Source organism: Streptomyces sp. NPDC001100, assembly GCF_053598575.1.
The window spans coordinates 43,716-70,684 of the sequence record NZ_JBSFKO010000042.1; the positions used below are offsets into that span (position 1 = coordinate 43,716).

At 70.7% G+C, this 26,969-nt stretch carries 25 protein-coding genes and 1 pseudogene; 12 read left to right on the forward strand and 14 right to left on the reverse strand.

Going from position 1 to position 26,969, the window contains the following annotated elements; translation table 11 throughout:
* Window positions 1–41: 41 nt before the first annotated feature.
* From ACWDEW_RS40670 to ACWDEW_RS40685, 4 genes are all read right to left on the reverse strand, one after another.
* A complete protein-coding gene (locus ACWDEW_RS40670; protein WP_450520128.1) occupies window positions 42–1,640 on the reverse strand; it encodes a methyltransferase in 1,599 nt (532 codons plus the stop codon).
* A 27-nt stretch (window positions 1,641–1,667) separates the two neighbouring features.
* A complete protein-coding gene (locus tag ACWDEW_RS40675; RefSeq protein WP_450520130.1) occupies window positions 1,668–2,843 on the reverse strand; it encodes a 4-hydroxybenzoate 3-monooxygenase in 1,176 nt (391 codons plus the stop codon).
* 109 nt (window positions 2,844–2,952) lie between these two features.
* Window positions 2,953–4,332, reverse strand: a complete 1,380-nt coding sequence (locus ACWDEW_RS40680; protein ID WP_450520132.1) for a DUF3500 domain-containing protein — start codon at window positions 4,330–4,332, stop codon at window positions 2,953–2,955.
* Window positions 4,333–4,497: 165 nt separating this feature from the next.
* On the reverse strand, window positions 4,498–4,896 hold the full coding sequence (locus ACWDEW_RS40685) for a MerR family transcriptional regulator (RefSeq protein ID WP_450520134.1): 399 nt from the start codon (window positions 4,894–4,896) through the stop codon (window positions 4,498–4,500).
* Window positions 4,897–4,997: 101 nt separating this feature from the next.
* Here ACWDEW_RS40685 and ACWDEW_RS40690 point away from each other — a divergent pair, with 101 nt between their 5' ends.
* The 3 genes and pseudogenes from ACWDEW_RS40690 to ACWDEW_RS40700 form a co-directional block, all read left to right on the forward strand.
* Complete coding sequence (locus tag ACWDEW_RS40690; RefSeq protein WP_450520136.1) at window positions 4,998–5,402, forward strand: hypothetical protein; 405 nt, start codon at window positions 4,998–5,000, stop codon at window positions 5,400–5,402.
* Between the two features lie 7 nt (window positions 5,403–5,409).
* Entirely contained in the window at window positions 5,410–5,607 is a 198-nt protein-coding gene (locus ACWDEW_RS40695) for a hypothetical protein (protein ID WP_450520138.1), read from the forward strand.
* Between the two features lie 15 nt (window positions 5,608–5,622).
* A pseudogene (locus tag ACWDEW_RS40700) lies at window positions 5,623–6,387 on the forward strand (catalase); the annotation flags it as partial.
* Window positions 6,388–6,470: 83 nt separating this feature from the next.
* Here the strand turns inward: ACWDEW_RS40700 and ACWDEW_RS40705 are convergent.
* Window positions 6,471–7,007: a hypothetical protein gene (locus ACWDEW_RS40705; protein ID WP_450520140.1), complete on the reverse strand. Its 537-nt coding sequence runs from the start codon at window positions 7,005–7,007 to the stop codon at window positions 6,471–6,473.
* Between the two features lie 146 nt (window positions 7,008–7,153).
* On the opposite strand from ACWDEW_RS40705, the gene ACWDEW_RS40710 reads away from it, so the two are divergent.
* Window positions 7,154–7,930 carry an intradiol ring-cleavage dioxygenase gene (locus ACWDEW_RS40710; protein WP_450520142.1) on the forward strand — a complete coding sequence of 259 codons (777 nt, stop codon included), beginning with the start codon at window positions 7,154–7,156 and terminating at the stop codon, window positions 7,928–7,930.
* Window positions 7,931–7,995: 65 nt separating this feature from the next.
* Here the strand turns inward: ACWDEW_RS40710 and ACWDEW_RS40715 are convergent, their stop codons facing one another.
* The gene (locus tag ACWDEW_RS40715) at window positions 7,996–8,652 is read right to left on the reverse strand and encodes a DUF4360 domain-containing protein (protein ID WP_450520144.1); all 657 of its coding nucleotides are present in this window, start codon (window positions 8,650–8,652) and stop codon (window positions 7,996–7,998) included.
* Between the two features lie 283 nt (window positions 8,653–8,935).
* On the opposite strand from ACWDEW_RS40715, the gene ACWDEW_RS40720 reads away from it, so the two are divergent.
* Window positions 8,936–9,784 (forward strand): intradiol ring-cleavage dioxygenase, encoded by an 849-nt coding sequence (locus tag ACWDEW_RS40720; RefSeq protein ID WP_450520146.1) that lies wholly within the window; start codon window positions 8,936–8,938, stop codon window positions 9,782–9,784.
* Window positions 9,785–9,827: 43 nt separating this feature from the next.
* Here the strand turns inward: ACWDEW_RS40720 and ACWDEW_RS40725 are convergent, their stop codons facing one another.
* Window positions 9,828–10,754 carry a sulfite exporter TauE/SafE family protein gene (locus tag ACWDEW_RS40725; RefSeq protein WP_450520148.1) on the reverse strand — a complete coding sequence of 309 codons (927 nt, stop codon included), beginning with the start codon at window positions 10,752–10,754 and terminating at the stop codon, window positions 9,828–9,830.
* A gap of 102 nt (window positions 10,755–10,856) precedes the next feature.
* Window positions 10,857–11,315: an RrF2 family transcriptional regulator gene (locus ACWDEW_RS40730; RefSeq protein ID WP_019067053.1), complete on the reverse strand. Its 459-nt coding sequence runs from the start codon at window positions 11,313–11,315 to the stop codon at window positions 10,857–10,859.
* A 118-nt stretch (window positions 11,316–11,433) separates the two neighbouring features.
* Here ACWDEW_RS40730 and ACWDEW_RS40735 point away from each other — a divergent pair, with 118 nt between their 5' ends.
* Window positions 11,434–14,409 (forward strand): glycoside hydrolase family 35 protein, encoded by a 2,976-nt coding sequence (locus ACWDEW_RS40735; protein ID WP_450520151.1) that lies wholly within the window; start codon window positions 11,434–11,436, stop codon window positions 14,407–14,409.
* Window positions 14,410–14,415: 6 nt separating this feature from the next.
* On the opposite strand, the gene arfA is transcribed toward ACWDEW_RS40735, so the two are convergent.
* Together arfA and ACWDEW_RS40745 are read right to left on the reverse strand one after the other, a co-directional pair.
* On the reverse strand, window positions 14,416–15,936 hold the full coding sequence (arfA, locus tag ACWDEW_RS40740) for an arabinosylfuranosidase ArfA (protein WP_450520153.1): 1,521 nt from the start codon (window positions 15,934–15,936) through the stop codon (window positions 14,416–14,418).
* Entirely contained in the window at window positions 15,933–16,925 is a 993-nt protein-coding gene (locus ACWDEW_RS40745; protein WP_450520155.1) for an arabinan endo-1,5-alpha-L-arabinosidase, read from the reverse strand. The genes arfA and ACWDEW_RS40745 overlap by 4 nt, the downstream gene beginning before the upstream one ends.
* Before the next feature lie 486 nt (window positions 16,926–17,411).
* Here ACWDEW_RS40745 and ACWDEW_RS40750 point away from each other — a divergent pair, with 486 nt between their 5' ends.
* From ACWDEW_RS40750 to ACWDEW_RS40765, 4 genes are read left to right on the forward strand one after another with little or no spacing between them, the layout of a single operon-like run.
* The gene (locus ACWDEW_RS40750) at window positions 17,412–17,948 is read left to right on the forward strand and encodes a toxin (protein ID WP_450520157.1); all 537 of its coding nucleotides are present in this window, start codon (window positions 17,412–17,414) and stop codon (window positions 17,946–17,948) included.
* On the forward strand, window positions 17,945–19,150 hold the full coding sequence (locus ACWDEW_RS40755; RefSeq protein ID WP_450520159.1) for an MAB_1171c family putative transporter: 1,206 nt from the start codon (window positions 17,945–17,947) through the stop codon (window positions 19,148–19,150). Before ACWDEW_RS40750 ends, ACWDEW_RS40755 begins: the two co-directional genes overlap by 4 nt.
* Window positions 19,147–20,322, forward strand: coding sequence for an MAB_1171c family putative transporter (locus ACWDEW_RS40760; RefSeq protein WP_450520161.1), 1,176 nt, complete (start codon window positions 19,147–19,149; stop codon window positions 20,320–20,322). Before ACWDEW_RS40755 ends, ACWDEW_RS40760 begins: the two co-directional genes overlap by 4 nt.
* Window positions 20,323–20,371: 49 nt before the next feature.
* A complete protein-coding gene (locus tag ACWDEW_RS40765) occupies window positions 20,372–21,763 on the forward strand; it encodes an FAD-dependent monooxygenase (protein WP_450520163.1) in 1,392 nt (463 codons plus the stop codon).
* On the opposite strand, the gene ACWDEW_RS40770 is transcribed toward ACWDEW_RS40765, so the two are convergent.
* A complete protein-coding gene (locus ACWDEW_RS40770; RefSeq protein ID WP_450520165.1) occupies window positions 21,760–22,374 on the reverse strand; it encodes a TetR/AcrR family transcriptional regulator in 615 nt (204 codons plus the stop codon). The genes ACWDEW_RS40765 and ACWDEW_RS40770 overlap by 4 nt on opposite strands.
* Before the next feature lie 104 nt (window positions 22,375–22,478).
* Between ACWDEW_RS40770 and ACWDEW_RS40775 the strand changes: the two genes are divergently transcribed.
* Together ACWDEW_RS40775 and ACWDEW_RS40780 are read left to right on the forward strand one after the other, a co-directional pair.
* Window positions 22,479–23,213 carry an SDR family NAD(P)-dependent oxidoreductase gene (locus ACWDEW_RS40775; RefSeq protein ID WP_450520167.1) on the forward strand — a complete coding sequence of 245 codons (735 nt, stop codon included), beginning with the start codon at window positions 22,479–22,481 and terminating at the stop codon, window positions 23,211–23,213.
* A 39-nt stretch (window positions 23,214–23,252) separates the two neighbouring features.
* Window positions 23,253–23,876: an NADPH-dependent F420 reductase gene (locus tag ACWDEW_RS40780; protein ID WP_450520169.1), complete on the forward strand. Its 624-nt coding sequence runs from the start codon at window positions 23,253–23,255 to the stop codon at window positions 23,874–23,876.
* 62 nt (window positions 23,877–23,938) lie between these two features.
* On the opposite strand, the gene ACWDEW_RS40785 is transcribed toward ACWDEW_RS40780, so the two are convergent.
* The 3 genes from ACWDEW_RS40785 to ACWDEW_RS40795 all read right to left on the reverse strand — a co-directional run bounded on the left by ACWDEW_RS40785 (window position 23,939) and on the right by ACWDEW_RS40795 (window position 26,969).
* Window positions 23,939–24,781, reverse strand: a complete 843-nt coding sequence (locus ACWDEW_RS40785; protein WP_450520171.1) for an SMP-30/gluconolactonase/LRE family protein — start codon at window positions 24,779–24,781, stop codon at window positions 23,939–23,941.
* On the reverse strand, window positions 24,778–25,551 hold the full coding sequence (locus ACWDEW_RS40790) for an IclR family transcriptional regulator (RefSeq protein ID WP_450520173.1): 774 nt from the start codon (window positions 25,549–25,551) through the stop codon (window positions 24,778–24,780). The genes ACWDEW_RS40785 and ACWDEW_RS40790 overlap by 4 nt, the downstream gene beginning before the upstream one ends.
* A gap of 146 nt (window positions 25,552–25,697) precedes the next feature.
* Entirely contained in the window at window positions 25,698–26,969 is a 1,272-nt protein-coding gene (locus tag ACWDEW_RS40795) for a PucR family transcriptional regulator (protein WP_450520175.1), read from the reverse strand.

Below are 26,969 nucleotides of genomic sequence, written 5' to 3' on the forward strand. Positions count from 1 at the left end.
GTGCGGGTGGGTGGGGGCTGGTCGCGCAGTTCCCCGCGCCCCTAATTTCTCACGGCGTTGAGTAGCGACGCCCCCAATGGCAACGCGTAACAACCCTCTACCTCGAAGCCCGTCTTCTCCAGCAGTAGGCCGTAGTGGTCCTCGTCCCTCTCCCGTCCCCCCACGTTGCACAGCATGTGGATGTCCCACGCCACCGCCGTCGGGGTCGGCAACAGGCGTTCCACCAGCAGTAGTTGGGTTCCCGGGCGCATTGCCCTGGCGCAGTTGTCGAGGATGGTCAGGCAGCGGTCGTCGTCCCAGTCGTGGAGGACTCGGGACAGGAGGTAGATGTCGCCGCCCTCCGGGACCGACTCGGTGAAGTCGCCCGGTACGAAGGTGCAGCGCTCGGGGAGTCGGGGGCGGGCCGCCTCAAGGGCTTCCGGGCGTTCCAGCAGGACGCCCTCCAAGTGGGCGTGGGTGCGCAGGAGTCGGGACAGCAGGGCGCCGTTTCCGCCGCCCACGTCGACCACGCGTCGTGCGGCCGAGAAGTCGATCAGCGTGGGTACGGGGGCGAACATTTCCGCGCTCGCCGCCATCGCGCGGTGGAAGAGGTCGCCGAGTTCGGGGTGTTGGGCGAAATACGGGAAATGGTGCCGGCCGTAGCGGTGGGCGAAGGCTTCCTGGCCGGTGCGTACGGAGTGGGTCAGGCCGGAGAAGGAGTCGTAGAACGGGCCCGCGTAGAGGCGTGCCAAGGGGTGGAGGCTGAACTCCGTTCCCGTACGCAGGGGTTGGCCCGTGGCGGTGAGGTGGTAGGTGCCGTCGGACGAGGTGAGCAGGCCCAGTGAGGTCAGGTAGCGGAGCAGGCGGCGCAGTGCCTCCGGGTGGGTGGCCGTGAGGTGGGCCAGGGTGTCGGCGTCGGTGCCCGGGTGGTCGGCCAGGTGGTCGGCGATGCGCAACTCGGCCATCGTGGCGACCGCTTGGGTGGCCCAGGCTCCCGTCATGACGCCGAGGAGTGAGGTCGTGGGGTCGGGGAGCGGGGTGTGGCGGCCGGGGAGGCGGAGTTCGAAGCGGCGGTGGGTTCGGGTGCGGTGGTAGAGGACGGTGACGTTTTCGTGGCCGTTGTAGCCGCCGCCGTCGGGGACCGCGCCGCCCCGCTCCTGGAGCAGGAGCCGTAGGCCCGCGGGGACCACCGGGCCGGGGGTCGTGACCGCGAAGGCGTGGTGCGACTCGTGCTCGGCGGTGCGTTCGTCTGCCGCCACCGCCTCCAGGGGGGAGTCCGGGGGGACGGGGAGCGCGAAGATCTCCACGCTGCGGGTGCCTGCCGTGACGTGCACGATGGCGACCGGGGTCTCGGCGAGGGCGGGGCCGTAGCGGCGGGCGAGGCGTTCGCGGACCACGACGCTCGGGGTGACGGAGCCGGGGGCGAAGCCCTGTCGGCGGAGTTCCTCGCACAGGCCGTCGAGGGAGTCGGGGAAGACCAGGACGGCGGTGTGGTCGAAGACCAAGTGGCGGGCCACGTCGGCCCGTTCGGGCGGGGTGAGGTCGGGGAGCAGTTCGGCCAGGACGGCGTCCGTGTCGTGGGCCTCGACGTAGGCCGCCGCGCGCCGGATGCGGTGTACGTCGGCCTCGGCAAGGCGCGCCTGTACGACGGGGAGGTTCATGTGGGGTCCCGGTGATCGTGGGGAGGGTCAGATGCCGGTGTAGTTCTCGGCGAAGAAGTCCTGGTGCGTGCGGGAGGTGCGCAGGCTGTCGAGGCGGGCGTACTGGAGCGCGCGGCCGTAGCGGGCCTCGGCGTCCTCGGCCGTCGGGCCGTGCAGGAGCGTGCTCATCCAGTGGGAGAACTCGTGGGCCCGCCAGACGCGGGGCAGGCAGTCGGCGGCGTAGCGGGCGAGGTCGCTCTCGTCGTCGCGGGTCAGCGCCGACGCGAGTGCCTGGGCGAGGCGTTCGGCCTGGAGTACGGCGAGGTTGGCGCCCTTGGCGGCGGAGGGGCTGATGAGTCCGGCGGCATCGCCGGCCAGCCAGAGGCGTCCGGCGCCGGGGCTGTCCAGGACGTCGGAGCGCAGGTCGACGACCGTCTTCTCCAGTACGGGGCCCTGCTTCAGCGCGCCGAACTCGGCTGTCCTGAGCCGGAGTTCCAGCTCGGTCCAGATCCGGTCCTCGCTCCAGTCGGCGGGGGCGGTGCCGCGCGGGCACTGGAGGTAGTAGCGGGTGACGGTCGCCGTACGGGCCATGTGGCCGGCGAATCCGCGTGCGTGCAGGGCGTATCCGACGGCGGCGAGGCTCGGCGGGGCCTCGGCCAGCACCGCCAGCCAGCTCACGCCGTGGTCCCAGCGGGCGGTGCGGGTGCCCTGGGCCGTGAGGGTGGCGCGGGCGACGCCCCGGTGTCCGTCGCAGCCGGCGACGTAGCGCCCGGTGAGCTCCGCACCGTCGCGGGTCCGGACCCGGCCCTCGGAGATCTCCTCGACCTCGACGCCGAAGCGGATCTCGCCGCCGCGTCGGAGGTACTCGGCGAGCAGGTCCCGTACCAACTCCTGCTGGGGGTAGACGGTGTGGACCTCGCCGCGTCCCAACTCGCCGTAGTCGAGGGTGAATTCACCCTGTTCGCTACGGAAGAGGCAGGTCCGGTGCGTATGACCCCTGGCCGACAGGCCGGTGTCCAGGCCATGTTGGGTGAGTACGCGGACGGAGTGGGCGGCCAGGAAGCCTGCTCTGGCCCGCCCCTCCACCGCCTCGCGTCCGCGCCGTTCCAGGATCACGCAGTCGATGCCCTGGTCCAGGAGCAGGTTCCCCAGGACCAGCCCCGCCGGGCCCGCCCCGACGATCACCACCCCGGTCCGCGTCCCGGAGTTGAATCGTTTCCCCACAAACACCCCTGATATTGCTTTTTCGGCCAAGGGGTTTCATATCAGCAAGATCGCGGCGATGAGGAATTCATAATGACTAAATAGCGCTTAAGGCCCAATTAGGCATATGTCAGTGGTCGTTGTCCAGGTGCAGCTTCAGCAGGTCCACGCCGTAGTCGCCGCCGTTGGGCGTGCGAACGATGGTGTGGATGTGCTCCTGGGACGGGGTGCCGCCGCCCATGCCCATGCCGCCGCCGGGCGGGCCGCCGACGTTGGAGCTCGGGCTCGCACTGGCGCTGGCGCTCGGGCTCGCCGACGAGGCCTCGTGGTAGAAGAGCGGGGCCTGGGCGTCGTACTCGATCAGCACGACCGGGCTGTGGATGCGGTAGTAGAAGGCGGAGTCGTCCTTCGTCTCGCCCATCCAGTAGAAGTACGTGTCGCCGAGGTGCTTCTCCACCTCGGTCATCTTGACCTCGGCGTGCCCCTCGTTGACGTAGCCGATGTACACCTGGGCCACGGCGAGCAGCTTCTTCCGCTGCGCGGCGGTGAGTTCGGAGCCGCGTACGCCCGCGTAGGCGAGCTTGAGGTTGTCCGAGCCGGCGCCGGCCTTCATGTCCTCGTTGCCGTTGCCCTGCGAGGAGACCGCCTTGGCGAGCTGGGCCTTGGTGAGGGAGCGGATCATCGCCAGGCCGGCCGTCGTCTCCGGCCGGAACAGGCTGATCTTCTCGCCCTTGTACGTGGCCGTGGTCGGCTCGGAGCCCATGAAGGTCGGGGTCATCACGACCTGGTCGCCGAGCACGAAGTAGTTGATGGCGACGTGATGGCCCTCGTACTGGAAGCCCCACGGCTTGGTGGTCGACGGGGTGCCCATGAAGGTGAAGAAGTAGTGGCCCTCGGTGAGGGTCTTCTGGTTGCCGCCGTTGGAGTCGCCGAGGAACTGGTTGAGCTTCATGATGTTGCGGGTCTGGGTGAGTCCGTCGGCGGAGAGGGCGACGCCGAGCAGTGCGTAACCGAGGTCGCGCTTCTTCTCCGTGAGGTCACCCATGCGGACGCCCTTGCGGGCGTAGCCGTCGACGTTGCTCCAGGCCGTCCACTCGTCGGCGTCGACGTCGAAGGTGCACGACTTGCGCTCCTTCGCGGAGAGCCCGTCCAGGAACGCCTGCGCCGCCTTGACCAGTCCGTCCGTGGAGACACCGGTCGAGTGGATCGTGAACAGGTCGTCGACGACGTTGCCGTCTGTGGTGACCCCCTTCACGTCCTTGTACTTCACCTGGGAGACCCCGGGGCCCATGCCGCCGCCTCCTCCCCCACCGGCTCCGGGCCCGCCCGAGGGCATCCCGCTCGGGGCGCCGGACTGTGCGGCTGAGGACGAACTCGCCGTGTCCGACGAGTCGTTGGAGCATCCCGTCATGGTCGCCAGGGCGGCGACTCCGCCGGCGAGCAGCGCCTTGTTCATGAACCAGCGGCGGCTGCGCTCGGATGCGGGGGTGTGGGGTCGGTGTCCATGCATGGGGATCAGAGTCCACGCCGAACCTGAAGTGTTCTTGTCAGCAACCTGTGGACAGAGACGACCTGCCCTTGCGGGTGATCCGGCCCGCCCGGTACCTCCCGGGCGGCCATGCCTCGCAGCTGCGTCTCGCGGCGGTCGGCGTCCTCTTCGTGCCGCCGGTCCTGATCACCCGGAGAATCCTGGCCGTCTGGCCGCCCGCGGCACGGGCTCCGGCTGCTTGCGCAGGGGGCAGCCCGTGCCGGCGCGGGCCGTCAACTCGGCTCGGAGGGTGGACAGTTCGGCCATGCGGGCGTCGATGAGGGCGATCTTGTCGGCGAACAGGGCGGACAGGGCCGCCGCTTGATCCGGGGCCTCGGTCAACTGCTCACCCTGCTCGGCGATTTCCGCCAGCGAGAAGCCGAGAGCCTGGGCCGTGCGGACGTATTCGAGCCAGGGGACCGCCTCGGGCGGGTAGTCGCGATAGCCGTTCGGCCGACGCTCGCTGGTGAGGATGCCCACCTGTTCGTAGAACCGGAGGGCGTCCCTGCTCAGGCCCACCCGTGTCGCCAACTCCCCGATACGCATGCCCACATGATGACTTGATGGCTCGATGACTTGATGGCTCGATGGCTCGATGGCTCGATGGCTTGACCTTGGACCGCACTCCACTGTTTAGCGTCGGCGGCATGACGATCACCTCCTATCTCCGGGTCGTGCGGGCCAGTGCCTGGTACGACCTCGTCGTGACGGCCGGTTTCGCGACTCCGTGGACGTACGCGCTGGTGCACGACGCGCTGTCGACGCTGGGCGCACTGCCCGAAGCCGACCCGATTCAGACCCTGTACGCGAATCTGCTGGGGTCGGTGGTGGTCGTCTGGGCCGTGCTGCGGCTCGTCCGGCCGCTGGTTCTGCACGGGCTGCTGGACGGGGTGGCCCGTGTGCTGTTCACCGCCTGGCAGGGGTACGCCCTCGCGCAGGGCGCCCCGCGGTTCCTGTGGCTGTTCCTGGGCGTGGAGGCGGTGTTCGGCGTGCTCCAACTGGCGCCGTGGTGTCGGCGGGGAACGGAGGTGCGGGAGCCGCCGGTGCGATGATGCGGGCATGGCTCAGTCGTCGCAGGACTCGTCGGTCACCAAGGACGGCATGACCGCGGCACAGGCCGTCGACCGGATCGAGGCCGCGGCGCCACCGCGCCCGCACGACTGCCGTCCGCACGCGCGCGGCGCCGTCTACGACGCGCGCTTCGTGCCCAGCGGGCAGGTCTCGCAGTGGTCGACCGCCGCCTGTCTCACCGCCTAGTCCGAGGCGGTCGTACGGTTCTCCAACGGGTCGGGCCGCTACGACGCGGACGACCGGGCACGCGGCGTACGCGGGATGGCCGTGAAGTTCCTCGACGCCGACAAGGGCGTCATGGATCTGGTGGCGGCCACCTTCCGGGTCTTTCCCAGCCACAACCCCGAGGGGTTCATCGACCTCGTCGAGGCGCTGGGCAGGGCGGGCACGGAGGGCGGGCTCGCCGACCGGGCCAAGGGGAAGCCGGCGGCGGCCGGGAAGTTCGCCACCGTGCTCGCCCAACACCCGGAGAGCCGGGGGGCGTTGAAGTCCTTCGCCGGTCAGCAGGCGCCCGCCGGTTTCGCCACCGCCCGCTACGACGGGCTGCACGCCTTCGTGTTGGTGGACGAGGCGGGTGAGCGCCGGCCGTTCCGCTACCGCCTCGTGCCCCAACTCGGCGAAGTGGAACTGGATTCGGCCTACGGCGCGACGCCGGCCCCGGACTTCCTCATCAGCGACCTCGACTCCCGGCTCACGACGAGGCCCCTCTCCTTCACCCTGGTGTTCCAGTTCGCGGAGCCGGGCGACCCGACCCACGACCCCTCACAGGCGTGGCCCGAGCACCGGCCGCTGATCCCAGCCGGGCAGTTGCACATCACGGCCCGCTCGACCCGGGAGGACCACTGGCAGCAGCAGGTGTTCGACCCCACCCGGCTCGCCCCCGGCGTGGACCTCTCCGACGACACCATGGTGACCTTCCGCCGCCACGCCTACTCCGTCTCGGCCGAACGCCGGCTCGCCACCTGACCCCGCCCCCTGCCCCTCACTCCCTGACCCCCACCCCAAAAAAGCGTGACACTTTCCGGACAAAGCGTCACACTTTTTTCACCTCACCCCCGGACCTCCCCGGCCTCCGGCCGTCCCCGCTTCCGCTCCCTGCGCCGCGCCTCCCGCCGCTGCTTCCCCGGCAGGGCTCCGGCCAGTTCGCCCACCGCCGCGAGGTCGTGGCAGTCGCCGCCGCGATGACCCCGGCACCACCACACCACCCCCGGGCCCCAGCTCTCCCCGTACTCCCAGTCGGCCGTCGTCCCCTCGGGACGCGGATGCGTGCCGAGCTTGTGGAACGGACACACCGGCCAGGCCCGCCAGAGCAGTTCGACCACGGTCTCCTGCGCCGCCTCCGCGACATGAACGAGCGGATCGGCGTCGGCGTCCCCGGGTTCGGACAGACCGTTGCCCTGCGAGGTGCCGTCGGACAGCGAGACGTAGACCTGCTCGCCGATGTCCTCGTCCCCGCCCCAGACCATCAGGATCAGCGGCTCCCGGTCGGGGAAGATCGCCGCGAAGTCGCGGTTGACCGTGTCCAGCGCGGCGCCCAGGCGCGGGAACTCGCCGGGTTCGGCACGGCGGAAGTCGAAGTCGTTCACCCCGCGATCCTCTCCCGAGCCATCGCGCCGACAGGTGGCAGATATCGGTAGCGGCCATATGCCCTGTCCTGCAAGGAACTTGACGATCCCTCACTTTGCCGGTCGCACAGCCGACCAACAGACTCCTTACCTAAGGTGCCGTGTCCATGACAGACACTTCTGGAGCAACCAACCCGATCGGGCGCCGCACCGTACTGATCGCCACCGGCACCACGGCCGCCGTACTGGCCGTCGGCGCCGCCGCGCCCGAAGCCCCCACAACCGCCACGTCGGACACCACGGGCACAACTCCCGCCGCCGCGGCGGCCGTCTGCACCCTCACCAAGGAGATGACCGAAGGCCCCTACTACCTCGACGGCGCCCTCGTCCGTGCCGACGTCACCGAAGGCAAGGCCGGCATCCCGCTCAAGCTGGCCCTCACCGTCGTGAACGACAGCACCTGCGCCGTCATCGCCAACGCGCTCGTCGAGATCTGGCACTGCGACGCGCTCGGCGAGTACTCCGGCTACGTCGGCAACAACGGCCACAGCGAACCGGACGACGGCACCTTCCTGCGCGGCGGTGTCCTGACGAACTCCGCCGGACTCGCCAACATCACCACGATCTACCCGGGTTGGTACCGGGGCCGCTGCGTGCACATCCACGTCAAGGTGCACACCGGCGTCACGCTCACCTCGAACGGCTCGTTCACCGGCGGCCAGGAACTCCACACCGGCCAGCTGTTCATCGACGAGACGATCACCACCGCCGTCGCCAAGATCTCGCCGTACTCGACCAACACGGTCACCCGCACCACCCTCGCGCAGGACTCGATCTACGACGACGGAGGCGCCGCGTCCGGCCTCATGACCCTTACCGCGCTGGGTAGTTCGACCTCGTCCGGCTACACCGGCACGCTGACGCTCGGCGTCCAGCAGAGCTGAGCCCAAGGGCTCAAGGGCCCAAGGGGGGTGGCCCGCGGTGCGACACGGGCCACCCCCACCTCACCTCAGGAGGCCGGGCACTGCTTCCACGCCATGTGGTAGACCGTGCTGATGTCACCGTCCGTCGAGTCCATGGTCATGAAGCTGACCGCGCTGGACGACGAGGTGCCGGCGGCCACCCGCAGCTCCGTGTTGATGTTGAAGTTGCGCTGAACTCCGCAGGGCGCCCAGACCAGTTGGGCCCAGTCGGTACTGTCGGTCGCCTGCCAGTTGTCGTCGTAGGGGCCGTTGAACGGGTGGTTCTTGGACGCGGTGTTCGACGAGCCCTGGAAGTAGTACGAGGCCTTCTGCGCCCCGCTCGCACCGCGCTGGAGCGAGGCGAAGCCCCGGTAGTCGACGCTCGCGATGGCGTAGGTGAAGCCCTGCGGGACGTGGACGACCAGGTTGAGCTGGCAGTTCTTACGGAACGCCGTGGGGTCGGAGTTGCCGCCGACCTGGGCGAGATACGCGCTGTAGGTCACCGTGAAGGCGGTGTTGTCCTCGGAGACGGCGACGGCCGTCGTGCCCTGCGGGCAGCCCGAGCCGTTCACGGTGGCGACGTTGATGACGATCTTGTCCGGCGGCGGGTCGTCGAAGACCGGCGACGGCGAGTGCTGCGCGGACGGCAGCGCGGTGGCGAGCAGTGCGGCGACCGCACCACTCAGGAGGAGCCCACCAGGCATGGTTTCTCCTTGGGTTGGGGGGTGGCTGTGCCCCAGGTCCTCGAAGAACGAATCTTTGAAGAAACAATGAAGTTCCTGTGAAGACCGACGGGGCGCTCGCATCGTAGGAAGCCGCACCCGGAACGGTCAGGGCGAACTCAGGCCATTCACAGATGCGCCTTTCACACTCTCCCCACAGTGTGTGAACTCTGTGGAAATAAGCGGGCGTTGACCGATCCGTTCTCAGGCCCTTCACAGCCGCACATTAAGGAACTCTTCAGGTACGGCCGTAACTTCGCTGTCCATGACGGGAAAACGAGAGCACCCCGGGCAGCACGAGGAGCCACCCGCCCGGCACCGCCGGGACCAGGGAATGCGGCGCCGCCGGGTCCTGATCGGCGGGGGCACGGTGGCCCTGACGGGAGGCCTGGTGGCGGCCGGCCTCTCCTCGGCCGACACGGTCACGGGCAGCGCGACCGTCACCGACGAGGCGACCACCACCATCGCCACGGGCACGTCGGCCTCCGCCTCCAGCGGCCTCTGCACCCTCAGCGCCGAGGTCACCGAGGGTCCGTACGCGCTCGACGGCGCTCTCGTCCGCACGGACCTCAGAGAGGGAAAGGAAGGCGTCGAGGTCCAGTACACCTTCACCGTCGTCGACCAGGACAACGACTGCGCGCCACTGGTCGGCGCCCTCGTCGAGATCTGGCACTGCGACGCGCTCGGCGAGTACTCCGGCTACGTCGGCAAGAACGGACACACGGAGGACGACGACGGCACCTTCCTGCGCGGTGGGCAACCGACCGACACCCAGGGGCAGGTGAGCCTGGTCTCCGTCTGGCCGGGGCACTACGTCTCGCGCGCCGTCCACGTCCATATGCGGGTGCACACGGGCGTGACGATCGCCGACGGCACCTACACCGGCGGCACGCTCGTCCACACCGGCCAGCTGTTCTTCGACGCGGACCGCAACGAGCAGGTGCAGGCCACCTCGCCGTACTCGGACAACACCACCGCCGAGACGGTCCTCGCGGACGACACGGTCTACGACGACGGAGGGGCCGCGTCCGGCCTGCTCACCCTGACCGCGCTCGGCACGAGCGTCTCCGACGGCTACACGGCCACCCTGACCGTGGGCGTCAGTACTAGTTGACCGGGAGGCAGTTGACCGCAAAGCACTGATCGGCGAGCGCCGATCACACCCTGACGGGCTGCCGCCCTTCGGCGGACTCGGACTCGGTCCGCGCCTTCCTCGCCTCGTCCCGGCGATGGGCACGGACCGAGTACGCCAGAGCGGCAGCCCACATCCCGTACAGCACGACGTAGACCGGAGTGCTCAGCGCGGCGCCCGGCGTGCCGATCCAGTCGCTGTGCAGCAGCGAACGGACGTTGGTCACGACGATGATCCCGCCGACCGCCGAGCCCAGTACCCGGGGCGGCATCAGCCGGACCAGCCAGGCGGCGACCGGCGCGGCGACCACCCCGCCGAGCAGGAAGGCGATCACCCAGGTCCACTTCAGCCCCTGGGACCCGAGCGAGAACAGGAATCCGAGGCTCGCCGCCACCGCGACCAGGAACTCGCTGGTGTCGACCGACCCGATCACCTTGCGCGGCTCCAGCCGGCCGCCGGCCAGCAGCGCGGGCGTACCGACCGGCCCCCAGCCGCCCCCGCCGGTGGCGTCCAGGAAGCCGGCGACGAGGCCCAGCGGCGCCAGGAACCGCCTCCGCAGCGGCTTGCCCAGCCGCCCCTCCGGCAGCCCTTTGAAGGTGAACCGCGACATGACGTAGACACCGAGCCCGAGCAGGACCAGCGACATCACCGGCTCCGCGACCTCCGTCGAGAGCTTCGACAGCACGGTGGCCCCCAGGAACGAGCCGACCGCGCCCGGTACGCCGATCCGCACGACGACCTTCCAGTCCACGTTCCCGAACCGCCAGTGCGAGGCCCCGGACATCAGGGTCGTACCGATCTCGGAGAGATGGACCGTGGCGGAGGCGGCGGCCGGATTCGTCCCCATGGCCAGCAGCAGCGTCGTCGAGGTGACCCCGTAGGCCATGCCGAGGCTGCCGTCCACGAGCTGGGCCCCCAGGCCCGCGAGGGCGAGCAGTATCAGCGTGCGCATGTCGAGCGGCCTCTCGTTCCCGGGTTTCCCACCGGTTGGGTAGGGATGAACGGGAGGTGACGCTAAAGGGTGATTCTGAGTGCTGCCTGAGACTGCGCGCCCCTAGGGGTTCTCCCACGCGGCCGGTTCCGCCGCCAGCGCCCGTACCGGCTCCGGCAGCGCGTCCGCCGCGATGTCCGCGAGCGTGACGCCCTCCAGGATCTTGCGGACGTTGGCGCGCAGCGCGATCCACAGCGGGAGGAGGGGTTCGGCGGAACCGGTGTAGGCGAGGCCGGTGGGGCGCTCGCCGCGCACCGACACGATCGGGCCGTCCACCGCGCGTATCACGTCGGCGACGGTGATCGCGGTCGCGTCGCGCGCCAGCCGGTAGCCGCCGCCCCCGCCGCGCCGGCTGTCGACGATCCCGGCACGCCGGAGATCACCGAGAATGCCCTCCAGGAACTTGTGCGGGATGCCCTGCGTGGTGGCGATGGTCTCGGCCTTCAGCGGGCCGTCGTCACCCCGTACGGCGAGCTCCAGTACCGCCCGTACCGCGTAATCCGCCCGTGCCGAGATCCTCATGCGTCCATTGTGGGCCGTTCTGGCGTACAGAATGACCCCGCACGAAAGCCTCCCGGGATCACCACGGAAAATGGCTTCGCACGTGCCGCCGACGGTCCGGACCCGAAAGGAGCTTCCAGTGGAGCTGAGCAGGCGTACCTTCAGCACCCTCGCGGGTACGGCCGCGCTCGGACTCGCGCTGGGAGGTGGCAGCGCCGCTTCCCCGGACGCCTACGCCGCGCACGTCGTGCCGACCGGCCCGCCGCCCGCCCCGCCGGCCGCGGACGGGCTGCCGCACACGATCGGCTACGACCGCTACTCGCTGCTCGTCGACGGCAGACGCCTGGTCCTGTGGTCGGGCGAGATGCACCCGTTCCGGCTGCCGAGCCCGTCCCTGTGGCGGGACGTCCTGCAGAAGATGCGCGCCTTCGGCTACAACGCGGTCAGCATCTATGTCTCGTGGAACTACCACTCCCCCGCCCAGGGCCGCTACGACTTCACGGGCGTCCGCGACCTCGACCTGTTCCTGCGCACGGCCGCCGAGACCGGCCTCTACGTCATCCTGCGCCCGGGCCCGTACATCAACGCGGAGATCGACGCGGGCGGCTTCCCCGGCTGGCTGACCGCCACCAAGGGCACGGCCAGGACGGCCGATCCGACGTATCTCTCGCATGTCGACGAGTGGCTGACGCAGGTCAACTCCATCGTGTCCAAGCACCTGTTCACCCAGGGCACGGGCACGGTGCTGCTCTACCAGATCGAGAACGAGTACGACGCCCAGATCACCCAGCCGACCGGCGCCGCCTACATGTCCCACCTGTACAAGAAGGTGCGCGCCGACGGCATCGACGTCCCGCTGTTCCACAACGACAAGGGCCGCAACGGCTATTGGACCCCCGGCTCCTTCGACACCGGCGGCGACACGGGCGGTTGGCTCTACGGCTTCGACGGCTATCCGACGCCGACCCAACCGCCGCCGGACTGGGGCCACTTCGGAATCGGCGGAGCGAAGGGCGGGGCGACCGCCAGCCCCAAGACCCCTGGTTTCGTGCCGGAGTTCGGGGGCGGCTGGTTCGATCCGTGGGGCGGGTCCTGGTTCGAGGGGAAGGGGTACGCGGAGTCGCGCCGGACGCGTGACGCGGCGTACGAGCGGCGCTTCTACCTCACCAACCTCGCCAACGGACTCACCCTGCACAACGTCTACATGACCTTCGGCGGCACCTCGTGGGGCTGGCTGCCGGCGCCGGTCGTCTACACGTCGTACGACTACGGCGCCGCCTTCGACGAGGGCCGCAACCCGACCGCGAAGCTCGTCCCGATGCACCAACTGGGCCATCTGCTGCGGACGGTGCCCGACTTCGCCAAGCTGGACCGGGCGGCCGACGTCACGGTGGACGGCCTGAAGGCGTACCACCTCACCAACGCCGACACCGGCTCCCACGTCTACGTGCTGCGCAACGACACCGCGGCGGAGGTGACCTCAACGCTGTCGACCTCCGACGACGACATCGAGGTCACCGTCCCGGCCCGGGACGCCCGCCTCCTCGTCGCCCGACTCGCCCTCGGCGGGCGCAAGTTGAGGTACTCGACCGCCACCCCGATGATGGTCCTCACCGCGGGCCGGCAGGACATCGCCGTGTTCGCCGGGAAGCGCGGCGAGATGGCGCACGCGGTGGTGGAGTGCCCCGAGGAGCCGGTGGTGACCCGGCTCGACGCGCAGGCCGCCTGGGTGTGGGACCGCGGCATCCTGCACGTCACCGTCCCGCTCGGCATCGGCGGCCTGACCCGGGTCCTCGTCCAGGGCGGCGGCGTCGACAACCCCCTCCTGCTGGTCTTCGCCGACGAGGCGACCTCCGTACGCCTGTGGCCCTACGAGACCGGCTCGGGCACCGCGCTGGTCTACGGCCCGGCGCTGCTGCGCGGGGCCACCGTCAGCGGCACGACCGCCCACCTCACCGGCGACACCATCGCGGAGACCGGCCTGGAGGTGTGGGGGCCGCGCGGCATCACCGAGGTCACCTGGAACGGCAAGGCCGTGCCCGCCACCGTCACCACCGCGGGCAGCCTGCGCTCGAACCCGGACGCACTGCTGCCGGGAGTGCCCGCGGTACCGCTCCCCGCGCTCGACGGCTGGCGGCGGAAGGTGGAGAACCAGGAGGCCGCGGTCGCCTTCGACGACTCCAAGTGGGCTGTGGCGAACAGGACTTCGTCGTTCAGCACGACACAGGTCCCGTCCGGACAGCCGGTCCTCTTCGCGGACGACTACGGCTTCCACTACGGCGACGTCTGGTACCGGGGCCGCTTCACCACGGCCGCCGCCGACGCCCTGGAATCGGTGACCCTCGCCTACAGCACCGGCACGCAGGGCCTGCTGATGGCCTGGCTCGACGGCGAACCGCTGGGCACCCACCGGATGCCGGTGCCGACCACCAGCAGTGTGCGGCAAGGGAGTTGGACCGCGAAGGCGACCCTCGCGGTCCCGGAGAAACTGCGCACGGCCGGTCCGCACGTCCTGTCCGTACTGGTCCGGCGCATGCAGCACGACCAGGACGGCAAGGCCCTCGACACCCACAAGGTCGCCCGCGGCCTGACCGCCGTGACCTTCGAGGGCGCCTCCCCGAAGGTGAGTTGGCGCCTCCAGGGCGAGGCGGCGCCCGACCCGGTGCGCGGCCCGCAGAACAACGGCGGCCTGTACGGCGAACGCGAGGGCTGGCACCTGCCGGACTTCCCGGACTCCGGCTGGGAGGCCGTCACCCTCCCCCGCGCCGACAAACGGCAGGGCGTGGCCTGGTACCGGACCACCTTCGAACTCGCCGTGGACACCGGCGTCGACGCCTCGATCGGCCTCGTCCTCGACGACGACCCGACGCGCGCCTACCGCGTCCAGATCTTCCTGAACGGCTGGAACATGGGCCAGTACATCAACGACGTGGGCCCCCAGCACACCTTCGCCCTGCCGAACGGGATCCTCCGCACACGGGGCACCAACACCCTCGCGCTGGCGGTCCTGTCCGACGGCACCACACCGGCCGGCCCGAAGGACGTACGGCTGACCCTGCTGGGCAGCGCGGCCGGAGGAGTACCGGTGACACCGGTGGCCTCCCCCGGCCGATAGGCCACTTCAGGCCAGCCTGATCACGTTCCAGGACAGCGGCTCCAGTACCGCGGTCAGGGTGCCGTCCTGGAGGGCGGTTCCCTCGACCTGGTGCGGGGCCACCCGCTCCGGTTCGGTCAACGTATTGCGGGCGTCCGGGTCGGCGTCCGCGAGGGCGCTGTGCTCGACGACCGAGGTCAAGTCGAGCCCGTTCAGGCCGACTTGGAGCGGGAGCGACTCGGTGCGGCTGCGGTTGACGGCGAACACCGTGACCGAACCGTCCTCCCCGCGCACCGCCGTGGCGTGCAGCAGGTCGGCCTCGCCGTACTGCCTCGTCTCGTGGGTCGGGGAGTCGACGCGGACGTCCAGGACCTGACCCCGGCCGTACTTCGAGGCCTGCGCGAAGGGGAAGAACGTCGTCTGCCGCCAGGCCGGGCCGCCGGGCTCGGTCATGATCGGCGCGATCACGTTGACGAGCTGGGCGAGACAGGCGACGGTGACGCGGTCGGCGTGCCGGAGCAGGGCGATCAGGAGCGAGCCGAAGACGACGGCGTCCATGACGCTGTAGTTGTCCTCCAGCAGGCGCGGGGCCTCGGGCCAGTCGGCCGGATCCGCGTTCTTCGTGTGCTCCTCCCAGTCCGCCGTGTACCAGACGTTCCACTCGTCGAAGGAGAGGTTGATCTTCTTCTTCGACTTCAGGCGGGCGCCCACGTGGTCGGCGGTCGCGACCACGTTCTCGATGAAGGACTCCATGTCGACGGCGGAGGCGATGAAGGAGTCGAGGTCGCCGTCGAGCGGCTGGTAGTAGGCGTGCAGCGAGATGTAGTCGACCAGGTCGTACGTCTCCTGGAGAACCGTCGCCTCCCACGCGGCGAAGGTCGGCATCGCCTGGGAGGAGGAACCGCAGGCGACCAGTTCCACGTCGGCGTCGATCTGGCGCATCGCGCGGGCCGTCTCGGCGGCGATCCTGCCGTACTCCTCGGCGGTCTTGTGGCCGGTCTGCCAGGGGCCGTCCATCTCGTTGCCGAGACACCAGACCCTGATGCCGAAGGGCTCCTTGTCGCCGTGCGCGATCCGCTGCTCGGAGAGGGCGGTGCCGGCGGGGTGGTTGGCGTACTCCTGGAGCTGCAGGGCCTCGGCGACGCCCCGGGTGCCGAGGTTGATCGCCATCATCGGCTCCGCCTGGGGACCGACCTTCTTCAGGAACGCGATGTACTCGGAGAGGCCGAAACGGTTCGTCTCCGTGGAGCGCCAGGCCAGGTCGAGGCGGCGGGGGCGGGCTTCGGCGGGGCCGACCGAGTCCTCCCACCGGTAGCCGGAGACGAAGTTGCCGCCGGGGTAGCGGATGGCCGTCACGCCGAGTTCGCGGACCAGGTCCAGGACGTCCTGGCGGATGCCGTCCTCGTCCGCGGTGGGGTGGTCCGGTTCGAAGATGCCGGTGTAGACGCAGCGGCCGAGGTGTTCCACGAAGGAGCCGAAGAGGCGGGGGTCGACTTCGCCGACCGTGAAGGCCGGGTCAAGGGTGAAGCGGGCGGTGCGCGTGCTCATGGGGTCCTTTCGGAAAGCGCTTGCCCAACATTAGGCCAGCCGTTTTCTGTCCAGTCGAGGGTGTTGAGTCCCAGTTTCGGTGTGCCGTTGTCGTCCGCGTCGTAGTAGTGGTATGCCAAGACGTCCCGGCCCCTGTCCTTGAAGACCGACTCTCCTCCCGGGCCGACGAACCTGCCGTGGCTCGCCAGGAGCAGATCACCGCCGCCGTCCAACATCGGCCTGCCCGTGCTGTCCGCGTACGGGCCCGTGACCGACGTCGACCGGCCGACCCGGATCTTGTAGGTCGAGTTCACGCCCGCGCAGCAGGCGTCGTAGGACGCGAAGAGGTAGTAGTAGGGGCCGTGCCTGAGCACATACGCGCCCTCCACCGCGTACGGCGCGTCGGGGCGGGTGGCCAGCTGGGCGACCGGCGCGCCCGGGATCGCCTTGCCCGTGACGGGGTCGAGCCGGACCATGCGGATGCCCGTCCAGTACGAGCCGAACGCCATCCAGAGTTTTCCGCCGGCCCGGACGATCGCCGGGTCGATGGCGTTCCACTCGTCCGTGACCTCGGAGGTGAAGGCCTTGCCGTGGTCGGTCCAGGTGCCGGGGAGGCCGGTCGGGGAGGTGGCGACGCCGATCGCGGAGTGGTTGCCGCCCCAGGAGGAGACGGCGTAGTAGAGCCAGTAGCGGCCCGCGCGGTAGGAGAGGTCGGGGGCCCAGGGGTCACCGGCGGAGTTGTAGTCGTACCACCAACTCGGGGGCGTGGCGAAGGCGTTGCCCGCGTCGTCCCACTGGACGCGGTCCCTGGAGGTGCGGGCCCCGATGACGCCGCCGGTCGAATAGGCCACGTAGCCACCGGACTTGAGGCGGATGACCGTGGGGTCGTGGATGATCCGCTGTCCGGTGATCGGCTGCGGGTCGGGGTAGGTGACGTCGGCCTCGGCCGTGGCGGGGAGGAGTGCGATCGCCGCGGCGGCGAGCAGGGTCGCCGGTCTCGGGTGCTTCAACTCGGCACCTCCGTCTGTGAGTCACCGGTCCGCCGCACGCACGCATCTTTTACGCCGTACTTGGCGGGCGGGTGCGGGCCCCCGGGATCCGGGAGAGGGCCGGGCGCGCGGCCGGGGCCGGGCGCGGCCGGGAGGTGCCCGCGTTTCGGCTCACGTGGTCCCATGCCCCGCCCCCTGCCGGTAGGAGTCCCATCATGTTCGAAATGCCGTATAACGCTCGTAACTTCGAACGGAAAGGTAAAATCGGAGCGCGTCCACGTCAATGGGTTGAGCACAGTGCACTCTTCATTCTGGGGGTCGATTTCCGGACACAGCGGTCGTTCCCGGTCCCACAACGACCTCCGAACGACATGACGTCGGCAGTTGTGGACGCGTAACCTCGGACCGGCTGTGCGGCGGACGGCGAGACGAGAGATCGGCCGGTTTCCCGCTGCCGCGGCGACGGTGAGGTGGCTGAGTCGACGTATGTCCTGGCATATTGCAGCGGTGCGCACGAATAAGGAGATGAGGCGGCTCGCCGGCGCCCTCATCGACCCCATGCGCGTCCCGGTCCCCGCCGAACCCGAGGCCCTGTTCGACGCGCTGGTCGACTCGGTCGTCCGCTGGCGGGGACGTGAAGTCGTGGTGCGCCGCGAGGTGTTCCCGCCGCACACCGCCAGCGGGCTCTGGCTGGAGGGCGACACCTACGACGTCATCGTCATCGACAAGCGGGCCGCTGCCTGGCACCAGATCGTGATCTTCTGCCACGAGGTGTGGCACATGCACCGGCGCACCACCGAACGCCCTCCCCAGCTGACCGCCGAGCGCGGCCCCCGGCCCGTCGCCGCCCGCACCGACTTCAGCGTCGCCGACGAGCAGGAGGCGGACCGGTTCGGCATGTTGATGAGCGGACGGCTGCGCCCCTGGCTGGAGTCCGCGGCCGGCGCCGACTCCGCGTACGGCCCCGCCGAGGCCGACGACGGTACGCAGGGCGTCGCCGGGCGCATCGGTGCCGCCCTCAACTACCGCGGGACCAGAAAATGAGCGGCCTGATCAATTACCTCAGCTGCGGCCTGCTGTGGCTGGGCATGCTGGTCAAGGCCCCGGATCTCCTACGTCATTGGCGCGACCCCTATCTCCGCGTCATCTGCGTGCTCCTCGCGCTGGCCGGGGCCTGCTTCTTCCTCGGAGCGCCCCCGACCGTCGGCGCGATCAACCGGCTCAGCGGCGTCCCGAACCTCGCCGCACCGCTGACGTACGCGTCGATCACCGCGTACAGCGCGTCCTCCCAGGTCCTGATCGTCTACTGGCGGGGCGGACCGCACGTCCACCGCACCGCCCGCCGCTGGATCGTGGCCTACACGATCGTCCTGGTCGGCATCGCCGTGATGTTCGCGCTCGGCGACACCCCCGTGGAGCGCCGCACCGACTTCGACACCTACTACGCGACGACACCGTTCACCGCCGAGATGATCGTGCTGTATCTCGCCGGGCACCTCGCCGCCGTCAGTGTCACCACGGTCTCGTCGCTGCGCTGGGCCCGGCAGGTGCGCGGCTGGCTGCGCGCCGGGCTGGTCACGCTGGGCGTCGGCTCGCTGTGCGGCGCCGGGTACAGCCTGACCAAGTTGGCGGCGGTGGTCGCGGGTTGGTTCGGAGGTGACTGGACGAAGCTCGGTACGACCGTCTCGCCGGCCGCCGCCGGACTGGGCGCGGTCCTGATCGTCGTCGGCGTGCTGATCCCGCTGGCCGGCCCCCGGCTGACCCAGCGCCGGCAGGCCCGGCGGACCTACGCCCGCCTCGAACCGCTCGCACACGAACTGGACGAACTCCTCACCCGCCGTGCGCTACGACTGCCCCGGCCCCGCTTCTCCTCCCCCGCGACCCGGCTGGTGTGGCGGCAGACCAGCATCCACAACGCCCTCGGCCACCTGGACGCGTTCTTCGACCGGGCCCTGTACGAGCGGACCCTGGAGGCCGCGGCGCGCACCACGGGCGACCCGGAGCGGGCCGAGGCGACCGCGTGGGCGGCGGTCGTCGCCGCGGCCGTGGCCGAGGAACGCGGCCTCGACACCGGGAGACACGAGAGCGACCCGCGCCTCGCACCCGCCGGCGAACCGGGCGGGCTCCCCGACCGGGCCCCCGGCACCGCCCTCCTCGTGCCCATCGCCGACGCGCTGACCCGGTCCCCGCTCGTCGCCGCCGCCCGGGTCCGCGCCGGTACGGCGGAAGGGAGCACCCGGGCATGAGCCTCATGGTGTATCTCGCCGCCGCCGTGTTCCTGCTCTCCTGCACCGTCCTGCTGGCCCGGCCCTCGAACGCCCCGCGCGACCCGCTGACCGTGTCCACCTGTTCGGCGATCGTCCTCGGCTCCCTGGGCCTCATCTGCGCGGCGCCGACGACCCTGAGCGCGGTCAACGGCCTGACCGGTATCCCGAACTTCGGCGCCCCCCTCACCTACGGCATGATCTCCGCCTACAGCTGCTCCCTGCTGATCCTGCTGATCCAGTGGCGCGGCGGCTCCCCCGCCCGCGTCCGCCGCATGATGCTGCGCGGCATGGCCGCCTACGGTGCGCTGATCGTCGCCATCGTCGTGCTGTTCGCGCTGGGCGACGCGAGCACCGAGCGGCTCACCGACCTCGACACGTACTACGCCAACACGCCCTACGTGCGCGAGATGATCGTGCTCTATCTGGTCGGGCACAGCGCAGCCACCCTCGCCATGTGCGCGGTGTGTGTCTCCTGGGCCCGGGAGGTCACCGGTCTGCTGCGGACCGGGCTGCGGCTGATCCTCGTCGGCACCCTGCTGGACGTGGTCGGCTTCCAGCTCACCAAGTACACGGCGGTGGTGGCCCGTTGGACCGGTCACGACCTCGACTTCCTGTCCACCGGAGTGGCCCCGCCGATGGCCTCGCTGGCCGCCCTGACCTGCTCCGCGGGCTTCGCCCTGCCGAGGCTGCTGCCGGCGCTCCGCGCGCACCGGCGCGACCTGAGCGCGCTGCGCGGACTGGGCCCGCTGTGGTCGGAGGTCCGCTTCGCGTCCCTCGCCCCGAAGCCGCCGAGCGCGCTCTGGCAGCTGCCCCGGATGCGGCTGCACTGGCGCGAAGTGTCCATCCACGACGGCCTGTTGGCGCTCGCCCCGTACTTCGACGACCGGGTCCGCGAACGCACCCGCGACGCCGCCCTGCACGAGGGCCGCTCCGCGCACGAGGCCCGGGTGGCCGCCGAGGCGGCGATGGTGGCCGACGCCGCCCGCCGCGCCGCCGCCCGCGGGAAGCCCTTCGACACCCCGAGCACCTACCGGCTCTACGCCACCGAGGTCTCCGACACCTGCGGCCTGGTCGAACTGGCCCGGGCACTCGCCCGCTCGCGGCTCGGCACGGCCTTACCGGAGAGTACGGTGAAGGCCACCCCGCGCTGATCCATGGTTGCGCGAACATCCCTGTTTCCAGGCTGACTTGAGGAGCCCCATGCCGCGGAGAGCTGTCGTCGTCGGTGCCGGTCTGGCCGGCCTGCTGGCCGCCGCCGCCCTGTCCGTCCACACGGACGAGGTGATCGTGCTGGACCGGGACGAGCTGCCCGAGGGACCGGAGCACCGCAGGGGTCTCCCGCAGGGGCGCCACGCCCATCTGCTGATGTCCGGCGGCCTGGCGGCGATCGACGGCCTCGTGCCCGGCCCGAGCGTGCGCGACCAGCTGCTCGCCGCCGGCGCCCACGAGATCTCCCTCGGCTCGGGCATGCTCGCCCTGACCTCCGAGGGCTGGCTGCGCCGCTGGAAGCACGAGGGACCCCGGATGCTCACCTGCACCCGCGCGCTGCTGGACTGGGTGGTGCGCTCGGCGGTCCTGGCCAGTACGAAGACCGAGATCCGTACGGCCCGGGGCCTGGACCTCCTCGGTGACGCCCGGCGGGTGACCGGCGTGCGCATCTCGACGGACGCCGGAACCACGGAACTCGACGCCGACTTCGTGGTCGAGGCCAGTGGCCGCGGCTCACGGATCGTGCGCTGGCTGGGAGCGCTCGGGGTGAGCGGGATCGACGAGAAGACCGTCGACTCCGGCCTCGTCAACGCGACCCGGATCTACCGCAGGCCCGAGGGCGCCGAGCACTTCCCCCTGACGATCCTCCAGGCGAACCCGTACGAGTCCCGGCCCGGCCGCGCCGGAATGGTCCTGCCCGTCGAGGGCGACCGCTGGATGGTCAGCCTCGCCGGCACCCGGGGCGGCGAACCGCCCGCCGACCCGGACGGCTTCCTCCAGTACATCCGCGACCTGCCGCACCCCATCCTCGGCCGCCTGGTCGCCGGCGCCGAACCCCTGACGGACATCCACACCAGCCACAGCAGCAAGAACGTCCGCCGCTACCTGGAGAAGGTCCAGGACTGGCCCGAGGGCCTGGTCGTCCTCGGCGACGCCCTCGCCACCTTCAACCCGGCCTACGGACAAGGCATGTCGGTGGCCGCGCTCGGCGCCCAGATACTCTCCCGCGAACTGGACCACGAGGGCTTCACCGCCCCCGGCCTCGCCGCCAAGGTCCAGCGCGGAGTCGCCGCCCCCGTGGAGGGCGCCTGGTCGATGGCGGTGGGCCAGGACATCTGGTACCCCGAGACGAAGGGCCCCGCGCCGACCAGGGCGGACCGCCTGATCACCGGCTACTCCCGCCGCCTTCTGAAGGCCGCGACGGGTTCGTACAAGGCGGCCGCAGCACTGGCGGCGGTGACGAGCATGGAGGCGGACGCGTCCACGCTGATGCGCCCCGGCACCCTGCTGGCAGCCCTCAACGGCCCACTCCTGCCGCCGCTTTCGGGCCCACCGATGACCCCGTCGGAACGACGGACACTGGCCGACCTGGCGGGCTCCTAGCCTTCGCCTCCCCGGTCCCGGTCCGTCGCTGGGAGGGCGTTGTCGATGAGGACGGCGGCGATGGCGGCGGCGGTGGGGAAGGACTCGGCGTTGAGGACCCGGGTGCGGGCCGAGGCGCCGTCGAGGAGCAACGCCAGTTGTTCGCCGAGTTGTTCGGGGTTCGTGGCGCCGGCCTCACGGGCCGCTGCGGCGAGCCGCCCGGCGAGGGCGAGCTTGTAGTCGCGGGCGTACTGGGACGCGGGGTGCCGGGGGTCGTGGATCTCGACGGCCGCCTCGATGTAGGGGCACAGGGGCGTGAGCTCGTCCGAACCGGATGCGGGCAACTCGAAGGCGGCGAGGAGCTGTTCGCGGGGCGTGAGGTCGGTGCGGTCGAATACTCCGGCCATGATCTCGGGATCGAACCGGCGCAGGTACTCGGCGACCAGGTCGTCCTTGCCGGCGAAGTGCTGGTAGGCCGTGCGCTTCGAGACCTGGGCCTCCGCGCAGAGCTGGTCCATGCCGGTGCGGTTGATGCCCTGAGTGCGGAACAGCCTCTGTGACGCACTGAGGATGCGCTCGCGCGCGCCCCTGCCGCGGCGCAGGCCCTGGGGGCCCTTTTCCAGCTTCGTCATGACTCCATCATAGCCGAGTTCGGTACCGATCAGTGTACTTAGCTTGCGCTGCCGCTCGATCGCGCCTACGTTAAGTACACAGCTCGGTGTACTAAGGAGGAATCATGGGAAAGCTCGACGGCAAGGTAGCGGTGATCACAGGCGGGTCGACCGGCATGGCGCTGGCCGGCGCGAAGCTGTTCGCAGAGGAGGGGGCTCATGTCTTCATCACGGGCCGACGGCAGGAAGCGCTGGACGACGCCGTCAAGGTGATCGGCCGGAACGTGACCGCCGTACAGGGTGACGCGGCCGACCTCGACGACCTGGACCGTCTGTACGAGACGGTCAGGCGGGAGAAGGGCTCGATCGACGTGCTGTGGGCGAGTGCCGGCACGGGTGAGCAGGGCAAGCTCGGCGAGATCACCGAGGAGCAGTTCGACCAGGCGTTCTCGCTGAACGCGCGCGGCACGCTGTTCACGGTGCAGAAGGCGCTGCCGCTGTTCAACGACGGCGGCTCGATCTTCATGACCGGGTCGAACGCCTCGCTCAAGGGCTTCCCCGGCTGGAGCGGGTACGCGGGCAGCAAGGCCGTGCAGCAGGCCTGGGCCCGGGTGTGGCTGAACGAGCTCAGGGACCGGCGGATCCGGGTGAACGTGCTGACCCCCGGCCAGGTCGCCACCGCCAAGCAGGCGGAGTTGTTCGACGAGGAGACGAAGCGGCAGTTCGAGTCCCTGATCCCGCGGGGCGCGATGGGCCGCCCCGAGGAGATCGCGACCGTCGCGCTGTTCCTCGCCTCGGACGACTCAAGTTATGTGAACGGGCTGGAGCTGACCACCGACGGCGGCACCACGGTGATCTGAACCGACAGACCGGACGACCACGAGAAGAGAGCACACCTCATGAGCAGCATCAGCATCATCGGCACCGGGAACATGGCCCGCACCATCGGCGCGCTGGCGCTGGCGGGCGGCAACACCGTGGAGGTCATGGGCCGCGACCACGCCAAGTCCACCGCCCTGGCCAAGGCGCTCGGCGGCGACACCACCACGGGCGAGTGGGGCGCCGTCCCGGCCGGGGACGTCGTGATCATGGCCCTGCTGGCCGACGGTGTCGTTCCGGCCGTCGTCCACTACGGAGGCGCCCTCGCGGGAAAGGTCGTCGTCGACATCAGCAACACCTTCAACGCCGCACTCGACGGTCTGACCCACCGCGAGGCCACCTCGATCGCGCAGGAAGCCGCCAAGGTGGCCCCGGCCGGTGCCAGTGTGGTGAAGGGGTTCAACACCGTCTTCCGCCACGTCCTGGAGAACGGCCGGCCCGACATCTTCATCGCCGGTGACGACGCGTGGGCCAAGGCGCGAGTGGAGGAGTTCGTCAAGAGCCTCGGGATGCGCCCGATGGACACCGGCGGCCTGAACATGGCGCACTGGCTGGAAGGAGCTGGACTGCTCACGATGGGCCTCGCCCGCAACGGGGTGGGGGGCTGGGACTTCGCCCTCGGCATCACGGAACTTCCGGCCTGAGCCGGCGGTGCCGTGGCGCAGCACCCGCCGGCGGCCGGTCGTCATGACATGACCCCCACCGCTCAGCCCGCAAAAGCAGGTTGAGCCAACCCCTTTCCCGCCCCCGGCACCACCAGCAGCGAACCGGCAACGGGGTGCGGGGAGTTGAGCCCGACCCGCGCCGTGGTGACGTACAGGTCGGTCAGGTCCGCACCGCCGAACGCGCACGCGGTGACCAGCGGAACGGGCAGCCGGACCTCACGGTCCAACTCCCCGTCCGGCGAGTACCGCCGCACCGCGCCCCCGTCCCACAACGCGACCCACACACACCCGTCCGCATCGACGGTGAGCCCGTCCGGGAACCCGGCACCGTCCTCGATCTCGGCGAACCGGCGCCGCTTGGAAACCCGCCCGTCCGCGTACTCGAAGACGTCGATCCGCCGCGTGGGCGAGTCGATGTAGTACATGAGCCGCCCGTCCGGACTCCACCCCGTCCCGTTGCTGACGGCCACGTCGTCGAGGACCGGTTGGACCGATCCGTCCCCGGTGATCCGGGACAAGGTGCCGCCGCACGCGGCCTCGTCGTAGCGCATCGTCCCCACCCACAACGCACCGTCCGGCGCCACGGCCGCGTCGTTGGCACGCCGCCCGGGCACCGGCTCCCGGTGCAGCCACCGGAACTCCCCGTCGGGATCGACGAGCCCGACGCCGTCCCGGAGATTGAGGACCAGCCCTCCGCCGACCCGGGGCTTCGCCGCGCCGACGTGCTGGTCGGTCACGCGGACCGTGCGCGCGCCGGTCTCGGGGTCGTACGTATGGACCCGGGAGCCGAGGATGTCGATCCAGATCAGCCGCCCCGCCGCCGCGTCCCAGGTCGGTCCCTCGCCGAGGGTGGCCTCGGCGCGTACCGCCACTTCGTACGTCATGCCGCGCTCCGGTGTCCGAGTCGCTCCGACAGTTCGGCCGCGCCCTTCACGGCGAGCCGCTCCAGCTCGTCCCGCCGCTCGTCGCTCCAGCGGATCATGGGCACGGAGATGGAGAGCGCGGCGACGACCTGGCCGGTGCGGTCCCGGACCGGGGCCGCGACGCAGGAGACGTCGGGGTTGGACTCACGGCTCTCGACCGCGACCCCGCGCTGCCGGATCTCGGCGAGCGCCTCCCGCAGGGCGTCCGGCTCGACGATGCTGTTGGGCGTCATCGCGACCAGCGACGCGCCCGCGGGGATGCGAGCGGTGAGCTCGGGCTCGGGGAGGGAGGCCAGCAGCATCTTGCCCACGGAGGTGCAGTGGGCGGGCAGCCGGCGGCCGGCCGCCGACACCATGCGCACCGCGTGCGTGGAGTCGACCTTGGCGATGTAGATGACGTCGGTGCCTTCGAGGATGGCCACGTGCACGGTCTCGTCGCAGGTCTCGGCGACGGACCGGGCCACCTGCTGGCCCTCGGCGGCGAGGTCGAGCTGCTCGGCGTACCGGCTCCCGAGCTGGTACGGGCGGACTCCGAGCCGGTAGCGTCCGGGTTGTCCGGGCACGGGCACGATGTACGACCGGGCGGAGAGCGTGGTGACCAGTTCGTGCACGGTGGTGCGCGGCAGTTGCAGCTTGCGCACGATGTCGGGGGCGGAGAGCGTCCCGTCCCCGTCGAGGAAGAGCTCAAGGATGTCGAGAGCCCGGGTCACGGCAGGTACGAGGCGTCCCACAACCGGCCCCCTTCTTGGATGTCGATGAGTGGCCGCACCACAGGGCGCGCTCACATGGCGTGTTCGAAATTTCAACTGACGATCGGGATAACGAACACAGGCTAGCCATAGAGGGTTGCACGGGCAATGGTCGGGTGATCGCCCGATTACCGCCCGGCCCGCGGATCGCCCAGCGCACCCCGCAACCGCTGGGCCCGCAGGACGAGTTCGAGCTCGAAGCGCCGGTCGGGATCGTCGATCTCGCCGCCCCAGAGTTCACGGATCTGACGCAGCCGGTACCGCACGGTCTGCGGGTGCACACCGAGCCGCGCGGCCACCTCCGGCGCCCCGCCCCGCGTCTCCAGCCAGGCCAGCAGGGTCTCCGCGAGCCGCCGCCCGTGCGTCGGCCCGCAGTGCGCGAGCGGTGCCAGACACCGCAACGCGAGATCGTCGATCAGCTCCTCGGGCTGCAACAGGACCAGCGCCTCGGTGTGCTCGGTGCAGTACAGCACCCCACCGGCCGGCAACAGCCCCCGCTCCATCAGCCCTACGGCGGCCTCGGCCCAGCGCGCCGACTTCACCGCGTCGGCCAGCGGCACCGGTGGCCCGATCGCGCCCGCCCAGCCGGTCAGCGCGCGGTGCAGCAGTTCGGGGCGGCCGGCCGCGTCCGGTTCAGGGACGACCATGCGGGGCTGCTCGTACTCCATGTCGAGCAGGACCTCCTGCCCCACGGCGGGGGCGACCGCCTCGCGGGCCGGGCGCAGCAGCACGCCGACGGAGACCTTGTCGGGCAGCGGCCAGCCGATGCGGGCGGCCCGTTCGGAGAGGGCCTCGGCCGGGTCGCCGCGATGGTGCTCGGCGAGGAGGAGTTCCATCAGCCGCCGCTGGAGGCGCAGCCGCTCCCCCGCCTGCCGTGCGGCGGCCTCGGCATACCCGCGCACGGACTGGTCGACCAGCCCGTCGAGGTACTCGTAGCCCGCGTCGACGAGTTCGTACATCGCGGGCGGCGGGATCTCCACGCGCTGCCCGATCTCGGCGAAGCGCCGCCAGGCGAGCCGTACGCCCATGCGGTAGATCGCCTGGAGCGAGTCGAGGCTGCGGCCGTGCAGGCCCTCGCCGCGCCCGAACTCCTGGAAGACGCCCGGCGGTACGGTCGGGCGGCCCTCGGCGGTCTCCAGGTGCTGGACGAAGACCTCGATGGCGCGGCGGATGCCGACCAGGGCCATCGATTCGCCCGAGTCGTCGAGAACCAGGGGCAGTTGAGGGTGCTCGCGGCGGATCTCGCGCAGGATCTCCTCGGCGAGCGCTGGCGCCTCGGCCATGACGATCGCGGCGAACTCGCGCACCTGGGGACGCGGCACGTCGAGCCACGCCGAGCGTGCCGTCACGGTCGCCGGTCGGACGGTCGCCGGTGGTGCGGTCGCCGGTCGAGCGGCCAT